Annotated in this window: 9 protein-coding genes; 7 read left to right on the top strand and 2 right to left on the bottom strand. The window is 65.9% G+C overall.

The features are described from left to right. Window positions 1–57 precede the first annotated feature (57 nt). From IC50_RS15985 to IC50_RS16015, 7 genes are all read left to right on the top strand, one after another. Window positions 58–717, top strand: a complete 660-nt coding sequence (locus tag IC50_RS15985) for a TetR/AcrR family transcriptional regulator (RefSeq protein ID WP_035706371.1) — start codon at window positions 58–60, stop codon at window positions 715–717. Window positions 718–761: 44 nt separating this feature from the next. Beyond that, a complete protein-coding gene (locus IC50_RS15990; protein WP_035706374.1) occupies window positions 762–1,211 on the top strand; it encodes a MarR family winged helix-turn-helix transcriptional regulator in 450 nt (149 codons plus the stop codon). Beyond that, window positions 1,208–1,978, top strand: a complete 771-nt coding sequence (locus IC50_RS15995; RefSeq protein ID WP_035706377.1) for an enoyl-CoA hydratase — start codon at window positions 1,208–1,210, stop codon at window positions 1,976–1,978. Before IC50_RS15990 ends, IC50_RS15995 begins: the two co-directional genes overlap by 4 nt. Window positions 1,979–2,100: 122 nt before the next feature. Then, entirely contained in the window at window positions 2,101–4,182 is a 2,082-nt protein-coding gene (locus IC50_RS16000) for a methyl-accepting chemotaxis protein (protein WP_035706379.1), read from the top strand. Window positions 4,183–4,309: 127 nt separating this feature from the next. Continuing rightward, the gene (locus tag IC50_RS16005) at window positions 4,310–5,251 is read left to right on the top strand and encodes a dihydrodipicolinate synthase family protein (RefSeq protein WP_035706395.1); all 942 of its coding nucleotides are present in this window, start codon (window positions 4,310–4,312) and stop codon (window positions 5,249–5,251) included. Between the two features lie 289 nt (window positions 5,252–5,540). Continuing rightward, a complete protein-coding gene (locus tag IC50_RS16010) occupies window positions 5,541–6,941 on the top strand; it encodes a selenium-binding protein SBP56-related protein (RefSeq protein ID WP_035706382.1) in 1,401 nt (466 codons plus the stop codon). Window positions 6,942–7,024: 83 nt separating this feature from the next. Then, window positions 7,025–7,618, top strand: coding sequence for a hypothetical protein (locus IC50_RS16015; RefSeq protein ID WP_085973773.1), 594 nt, complete (start codon window positions 7,025–7,027; stop codon window positions 7,616–7,618). A 3-nt stretch (window positions 7,619–7,621) separates the two neighbouring features. Here IC50_RS16015 and IC50_RS16020 read toward each other — a convergent pair whose 3' ends face one another. Then, a complete protein-coding gene (locus IC50_RS16020; RefSeq protein ID WP_035706387.1) occupies window positions 7,622–8,320 on the bottom strand; it encodes a DUF1045 domain-containing protein in 699 nt (232 codons plus the stop codon). 18 nt (window positions 8,321–8,338) lie between these two features. Beyond that, window positions 8,339–8,705: amidohydrolase family protein (locus tag IC50_RS16025; RefSeq protein ID WP_157460981.1), on the bottom strand; the 367-nt coding region annotated here is incomplete at its 5' end.

Raw genomic sequence — 8,705 nt, forward strand, 5'->3', positions numbered from 1 at the left:
TCCAAAATGAGACTAGCTTTGGAATTGTCAATGGAATGACAGTCGTCATTTAAAGGCATGGCTCAGGCAAGATCGGACAGCGAAGTTCGTCCGCGCGGGCGGCCACCGGTCCGCAGCGACGACGAGACCAGGCGGATCGTCTTCGACGCCGCACGGCACGCCTTTGCCCGCGACGGCTATGAGGCGACCAGCACCGAAGAGTTGGCGCGCCGCGCCGGCATCTCGACCAGGACGCTCTATCGGCTGTTTCCGGGCAAGGCTGCGCTGTTTGCGGCGATGTGCGCCGACCGGCTGGAGCGATTGCTCTCCGCCGTCGACCTGCAAGGAAGCGATGAGGTCGATATCGAAACCGGCTTGCGCGCCGCGCTGCTCGCCTGCGCCGATCTCGCGCTCGATCCGGAGGTCGTGGCGTTGCAGCGCATGGTGCTGCAGGAATCGGCCGCGTTTCCCGATCTCGCCGCGAACTTCTACAAGAACGGCATATCACGCACCGTGACGGCACTCGCCCGCTGGTTGCGCGTCCAGGTCAGGTGCAAGCGCATCGTGATCGAGGATGCCGAGGAAGCCGCCGGCATGCTGATCGGCATGGTCGCATCGGTGCCGCAGCGCGCGGCGATTTATGGCGGCCTGCCTCTGCCGTCACGCAGGCAGATTGAGCGCCGGGTGCAGACCTGTGCGGCCTTGTTCCTCGACGGCTGTCGCGCGGCGCCGGCCTAGCGGCGCCCTTTGACAATCCGGATCCGTCCGGCTATATACTTCGCATGCGAAATAATGAGGCCGCAACGAAGCATCACCGGCTGATCTATCTGCTGAGCGTCGCGCACCGCCGCCTGCAGCGCTGGATGGCGGCGCAGCCGCAGAGCACGGTGACGCCGGCGCAGGCGGGGCTGCTGTTCATCCTCGGCAAGCAGGACGGCGTCCTGATGGGCGAGGCGGGTGCGGCGCTCGACATGGGACCGGCCGGCATTTCCGGCCTCGTCGATCGCACGGAGGCTGCGAAGCTGATCGAGCGGCGGGCCGATCGCGAGGACGGACGCGCCTGGCGCATCTGGCTGACGCCGAAGGGACGGAGCGCGCTGACGCAGGTGAAAGCCGGTGCGGCCGAGGTCAACGCGGCGCTTACGGACGGATTCACGATTGCGGAGATCGACGTCGTCGCGCGCTGGCTGACGAGCATTCAGAGCAAGTTTCCAAGAGGAGCAGACCAATGACCGAGCACGTCCGGATCGAGAGCAATGGCGGAATTCTCACGCTGACATTGGCCCGCCCCGACAAGAAGAACGCGCTGACGGATGCGATGTACGGCAGGCTCGCCGATGCAATCGAATCCGCCGGGTTCGATCCGTCCGCCCGCGTGATCCTGATCCGCGGCGAGGGCGACATGTTCACCGCCGGCAACGATGTCGGCGAATTCGCCGCGGTCGCAGCCGGCAAGTCCGAAGGCAGCCGCAACGTCGTGCGCTTCATCCAGTCGCTGGCGCGCTGCACCCGGCCGCTGGTTGCGGCCGTGCAGGGCCGCGCCGTCGGCGTCGGCACCACGATGCTGCTGCATTGCGATCTCGTCGTGCTCGCCGACGACGCGCAACTGTCGACGCCCTTCGTCAGCCTCGCGCTGGTGCCGGAGGCTGCCTCCAGCCTCTTGATGCCGGCGCGCATCGGCTACGCGCGCGCCTATGAGATGTTCGCGCTGGGCGAGACCGTGCCTGCCAAGTCGGCGCTGGAATGGGGCCTTGCCAACCGTGTGGTGCCGCTCGACAGGCTCGATGCCGAGGCGCTCGCCCTCGCGCAGCGTCTCGCCCGCCAGCCGGCCGGTGCCCTGATCGCGACCAAGCAGCTGATGCGCAATGGCGAGACGCTGGTCGCGCAGATGCAGGCCGAAGGCGAGCAGTTCGCGCAGCGTCTGCGCACCGCCGAGGCGCGCGAGGCGTTTACGGCGTTCGCCGAGCGCCGCCCGCCGGATTTCACGAAAGTGGCCTGAAAAGGCCGCGGCCTGCCAGGAGGCGCAGCGGTCACAACCGCAGGTATTTGATTAAAGTCTTAACCAAACCTTGGCAGGTCGCCATGCAAGATGACCGCTCGCGACGAGCAGGTCTTTTGGTCATGTCAGTTTTTAAGAAATCGGTAAGTACGCTCCTCCTGGTTCTGATGACACTGCTGGCGGCCGGCGCGCTCACCAGCACGGCGATCCAGATGGTCGGCGCCTTTGGCCGCTACAGCGACAGTCTGGAGACCGAACGGCTCGCGAACGCCGACAAGGCGATCTTCCATGGCGTGCTGGCCCTGCGCAACAATCGCGGCGATGCCCAGAGCGCGCTGCTCGGCGAGGACGATGCGCGCGCCAAGCTCGGCGCCGCCGAGAAGGCGGAGCAGGCCGGCTTCGACGCCATCGTCGCCGCGCTCTCCACAGTCGAATTCGCCCGGCGCGACGAGCTCGCAAATGCGTTGAAGCAGCGCTGGAGCGAGGCCGCGCCGAAGTTCCAGCTGTTCCACGACGAGGCGAAGCTGCCGCGTGCCGAGCGCAGGATGGAGCGGACCGCACCCTGGTACGATGCCGTCACCAAGGTCATCGAGACCGCGAATCTCGCGTCCACCGCGGTGTCGAACCGCGCCTGGATGAACGATCCCTTCATCGCCCGCATGATCCAGGCCCGCCGCCTCGCCTGGCAGGTGCGTGATCGCTACGGTATCCAGTGCTCGACGCTGCGGCCGAACGTCAACGCCAGCAGGCCGCTCGACGAGACCCAGAAGCAGACCGTGGCTGGCTGGAACGGCATCGTCGCTGCCGGCTGGACCGGCCTGGAGGAGCTGCTGGCTGCGCCCGACGTGACGGCGGACCTCGTCAACACGGCGAAGGAGGCGCGGACCAGGACCGACGGCGTTCTCAAGCGGATCGGCGAGCTCACCAGGAATTTCGACGGCAGCGGACGTCCGGCGATGCCCGCTTCGGAATGGAATGCGCTGTGCCAGTCGCCCTTCGTGTCCATCGTCGCGGTCGCCAACAAGGCGCTCGACCTGTCGATCGCGCGTGCGGAGGCGGTTCAGGGGAAAGCCCTGACCAATCTCATCGTGCAGTCGTTCGCATTCCTGCTCGCGCTGGCCGTGACCGTGGCGGGCGTGTTCGTGGTGCGCCATCGCCTCATGCGTCCGGTGCGCGCCATCCTCGACGCCATCGCGCGCATCAGCGCGCGCGATTATGCGACGCCGGTTCCGCAATCCCGCCATCCCGACGAGTTCGGCACCATGGCCGCCGCGCTCGAGAGCCTGCGCGAGAGCGCGGCGACCGCGGAACGGCTGGGCCAGGAACGCGAATCGCAACAGGCGCTTCAGCTCGCCCGCTCCGGCACCGTCGATGCCGCCTGCCGCGGTTTCGACGATACGGTGCAGGCGGTCATCCAGAGTGTCGTAGCCTCGACGCGGGAGCTCGACGCCACCGCGACCGGCGTGCGCTCGCTGGTCTCGGAATCGAGCAGCCAAACCGCCGCGGTCTCCTCCGCCGCAGAGCAGGCCACCAACAATCTCGAAACCATCGCGGCCGCGACGGAAGAGCTCTCCGCATCCGTCGGCGAGATCTCCGCGCAGGTGCAGTCGAGCGCCCGCGAGGCCCGCGAGGCGGTGATGCAGGCCGAGCAGACCAACGCGACGGTCGAGATCCTCGACCAGACTGCGAGCCGCATCGGCGAGGTCGTGAAGATGATCAATGCGATCGCCGGCCAGACCAACCTTCTGGCGCTGAACGCCACCATTGAAGCCGCGCGCGCGGGCGAGGCCGGCCGCGGCTTCGCCGTGGTCGCGGGCGAGGTCAAGAGCCTCGCTTCCCAGACGGCGACAGCGACGGAAGAGATCTCGCGCCAGGTCGAGGAAATCCAGGGCGCCACCGGCCAGGCGGTTGCCGCGATCCGCTCGATCGGCGGCGCCATCAGTGGCATCGACGAGAAGATGACGGCGATTGCCGCCGCGGTCGAGCAGCAGCGCGCGGCGACCACCGAGATCTCGCGCAACTTCCAGCAGGCAGCCCAAGGCACCCGCGAGGTCACCGACACCATCGGCAGCGTCGCGAGGCTGAACCAGGAGACCGGCAACGCCGGCACGGTGCTGTCGGAGTCCGTCAAGAAGATGTCCGCCGACGCCGATCGTCTCCGCGTCGCGGTCGAGGGCTTCTTGGGAGCGGTGAAGACCGCATAGCTTCGCCTCATTCCTCCATCCTGACGTCGTGCGTTCGGCATTGCCGCCCGCGTGCGCGGCGGGTACATCTGTGGCGCCGCATCACATAAGCGGCGACGGACGCAAGACATCAGGGACGGAGAGTTCGATGCCAGTCACGCCACAACACAAGGCCCAGCGCCCCTATCGCGGTGTGTTCCCGGTCGTGCCCACCATCTTCGACGAGCGCGGCGAGCTCGACCTCGAGGGCCAGCGCCGCTGCATCGATTTCATGATCGACGCCGGCTCGAACGGCCTCTGCATCCTCGCCAATTTCTCCGAGCAATTCGTGCTCACCGACGCCGAGCGCGAGACGGTGATGCATGTGGCGCTGGATCATGTGGCCGGCCGGGTTCCCGTGATCGTCACCACCACGCATTTCAGCTCGGCCGTGTGCGCGGCACGCAGCAAGCAGGCCGAGGCGGCCGGCGCCGCCATGGTGATGGTGATGCCGCCCTATCACGGCGCGACCTTCCGGGTCCCGGAGAAGGGCATCGTCGAATTCTTTCGCGTGCTCTCGGGCGCGATCGACATTCCCGTCATGATCCAGGATGCACCGGTGGCCGGCACGCCGCTCTCGGTCGAGCTGCTGGCGCGGCTGTCGCGCGAATTTTCCAACATCCGCTATTTCAAGATCGAGGTTCCCTTCGCCGCCGCGAAGCTGCGAAGCCTGATCGAGGCGGGCGGCAGCGACATCGAAGGCCCCTGGGACGGCGAGGAGGCGATCACGCTGCTGGCCGATCTCGACGCCGGCGCCACCGGCGCCATGACCGGCGGCGGCTATCCCGACGGCATCCGCCAGATCATCGATCCCTATTTCGCGGGCAAGCGCGAGGAGGCGAAGGCCGCCTACGAGCGCTGGCTGCCGCTGATCAACTACGAGAACCGCCAATGCGGCCTCAGCGCGTGCAAGGTCATGATGCAGGCCGGCGGCGTGATCAAGTCGGAGGCCGTGCGGCATCCGCTCCAGCCGCTGCATCCGGCAACGCGAGCCGGCTTGCTCGAACTCGCAAAGGAGCGCGACGCGCTGGCGCTGCGGTGGGGTAAGTAGGTCTCCCCACCGTCATTGCGAGGAGCGAAGCGACGAAACAATCCAGACTGTTTCCGCGGAGACAGTCTGGATTGCTTCGCTTCGCTCGCAATGACGGGGGGGCTGCCCATTTCGGCTGTAGGGCGTCGAATTAACGCGATTCCGCCAGTTTCGCGCAGCCCGGCGATGGCATATTGTGCGCTCGCCAACCGGCCCTGCGGAGAATTCCAAGACCTCGCGCAATACCTCTTCAAGATGCCGCTATCCCGAGTCAGGTTGGCGCAAACCGACAGAACAGGGAGGCAGTGCCATGACGATGAGGCCAGATCCGACCTTTCACGCATCGCCCAAGCTTGCGATGGAAGCACCTGCGGAGAACTACGCCTACACATTGCTGCTCAGTCCGGACTTCTCAAAGCCGGATGCTCTCGCGGTCATCGACGTCAAGCCGGGATCGCCGACCTATGGCCGGATCGTCCACACCGTGACGATGCCGAACAAGGGCGATGAGTTTCATCATTTCGGCTGGAATGCGTGCTCCTCCGCCTTGTCGCCGCTCGCCGGACACGCCTTCATCGAGCGGCGCTATCTGATCATCCCAGGGCTCCGCTCGTCGCGCATCTACATCATCGATACCAAGCCCGATCCGACCAAAGCCAAGATCCACAAGATCATCGAACCGGAGGAAGTCTTCAAGAAGACCGGCTACTCGCGGCCGCACACGATCCATTGCGGGCCGGACGGCATCTACGTGAGCACGCTGGGTGGCGGCGGCAAGGATGGCACCAACGGACCTCCCGGCGTTTTCATCATGGATTGCGAGACCTTCGAGGTCCTGGGGCGATGGGAGATCGATCGCGGCCCGCAGACGCTGCATTATGATTTCTGGTGGAATCTGCCGCGAGACTACATGGTGACGAGCGAATGGGCATTGCCGCCACAGTTCGAGAACGGGATCGTCCCGGAAGATCTGCTTGCGAACAAATATGGCCATCGTCTCCACTTCTGGGATCTTCGCGCACGTCGCAACGTCCAGACCATCGACCTCGGCGCCAATCATCAAATGGCGCTGGAGGTACGACCGGCGCACGATCCGGTTCGCGAATACGGCTTCGTGGGTGTCGTGGTCGACACCACGAATCTCGAAGCATCGATCTGGACCTGGTGGCGAGAAGGCGGGAAATTCCATGCGGAGAAGACGGCGACGATCCCACCCGAGCCCGCGCCAAAGGAGAAGCTGCCGCCGCTGCTGCAGGGATTTGGCGCCGTGCCGCCGCTGGTGACCGACATCGACCTGTCGATGGATGACCGGTTCCTCTATGTCTCGTGCTGGGGCACGGGTGAAATGCGCCAGTACGACGTCAGTGATCCGCGCAAGCCGAAGCTCGCGGGCTCGGTCCACATCGGAGGTATCGCGCGCCGCACGCCGCATCCGAATGGCAAGGCCTTTGCGGCCGGTCCGCAGATGGTCGAGATCAGCCGCGACGGCAGGCGCGTGTACTGGACCAATTCGCTCTACTCCACCTGGGACGACCAGTTCTATCCCGATGGGGTTCCGGGCGTGGAGGTCATGGCCAATGTCGGTCGCGACGGCGGCATCGAGCTCGACAAGGACTTTTTCGTGAGCTTCCCCGACGGATATCGTGCGCACCAGATCAGGCTCGAGGGCGGCGATTGTTCGACGGACTCGTTTTGCTACCCGTCGGTCTAGATTGGGAACACGCGAGCCCGGCACTCGGCTGGCTGTGGCTCGCCCTTGTTGCGAGCGGTCTCTACCACGGCGTCAATCCCGGGATGGGATGGCCGCTCGCCGTTTCGGCCGGGCTTATGGACAAGAGCCCGCGCGCGCTTCTCCGCGCCTTGTGGGCCCTGTCTGCCGGGCATCTCCTCGCGACGCTTCTCGTGCTGCTGCCCTTCGCGTTCCTGCTCGTGCTGGCGGAGTGGCAGCGTCCGATCCAGCTGGTCGCGAGCCTTCTCGTCATCGGTTTCGGCGTCTATCGCTTGATCGCTCGGCGCCATCCCCGCGCACTGGCACGAATCCCGCCAACGCAATTGGCGCTGTGGTCATTTGCCGTCGCCATTGCTCACGGCGCCGCCTTGATGCTCGTGCCGATCTATCTCGGGCTCTGCCAGGCCTTCGAGCTCGATGCCGGCCATAAGGCGGCGGGCGAGTTGATGAAGGCGAGTGTCGGAATGGCGGTGCTGGTGTCCCTGGTGCACGTTGCCGCCATGGTCGGCGCCGGCGGATGTCTGGCGTGGCTGGTCTACCGCTATCTGGGATTGAGGTTCGTTTCGCGAAGCTGGTTCAATCTGGATGCAGTCTGGGCGACCAGCCTTGTTCTGGTCGGCGCGGTGGCGCTCGCCTTCAATCTTGCGAGCTGGCGCTGAGGTCTACCGTGCCAAAGTCCATTCGCCGATGATGCGGAAGCGCGCCTTGGTCTCGTCCTGCCTGAACAGGGCGAGGCGGTCGATGACCAGCGTGTCGAGACCACGCGCCGCAAATCGTCCCCGCAGCATCTCCAGGATCGGCCTGCGCCGCTCCGCGTCCAGCCATCCCGTCAGTGTCATGTGGAAACGGAATTCCTCCATCACATAGGGGTAGCCCCAGCGGTCAAGATAGTCGCGCTGCCGCTCACCGAGCTTTTCCGGTTTCCGCCGCGCGCGATCTTCCGCGGTGAGGGAGGCGCGGAAGGAATCGAATTCACGAACGCAATCGGCGGCAAATTGCTGAAGCGCATCGACCGGCTCGGCCGGAATGACGGCAATGAAGCCGCCGATGGTGTCGACGACAGGGCGGATCACTGGAATTGTCCGCGGTTGGCCGGCGAATGTCGCGCAGGCCGCCACGAGCCCGGCTTCGGTCCTGCCTGATGCCAGCGCCATCGGCGCTTTCAACGTGGCGTGAAAGCCGTATTTGCGGGGATCAGCGGTGATGTCGCGCCAGTCCGGAGCAATTTGCAGCGCCTCGCGCGGGAACGGCACCTCGTCGCCCGTGTAGGCGTCATAGCCGAGCAGCTCGGTGCCGAAGCGGGAGAGGGCGCTGTCGGCGCCGGCGGCAAAATAGATCGCGTAGCGGGGAAAACCTGTCATTGCCTCAGCATAGCCGGTTTATGCCGCGACGACAGCCTCGCGCGGCGCCGCCACGGCAGCGAGCAGCCGTGTCGCATCGGTGAGATGCACGAGCTTGCCGCCTGAGATCACCGCGATCAGCCGCGGCCGCAGCTTCACGCTGTCGTCGACGAGGAGAATGTCGGCGCGGCGTCCCTCCGCGAGCATGCCGCGATCGGCAAGACCGGTCGCGCGCGCCGGGCCGGAGGAGACCAAATCCCAGGCCTGTGCCAGCGGCACCACGCCATCGGCGGCGAGGCGGAACGCGGCGAGCAGCTGGGCGGGATAATAATAGTCCGACGCCAGCACCGAGCAGAGCCCCTTGGCGATCATGTCGGATGCCCTGGTCCAGCCGGTGTGGCTGGGG

This window comes from Bradyrhizobium genomosp. I (2014), assembly GCF_000261685.1.
Classification (GTDB): domain Bacteria; phylum Pseudomonadota; class Alphaproteobacteria; order Rhizobiales; family Xanthobacteraceae; genus Bradyrhizobium.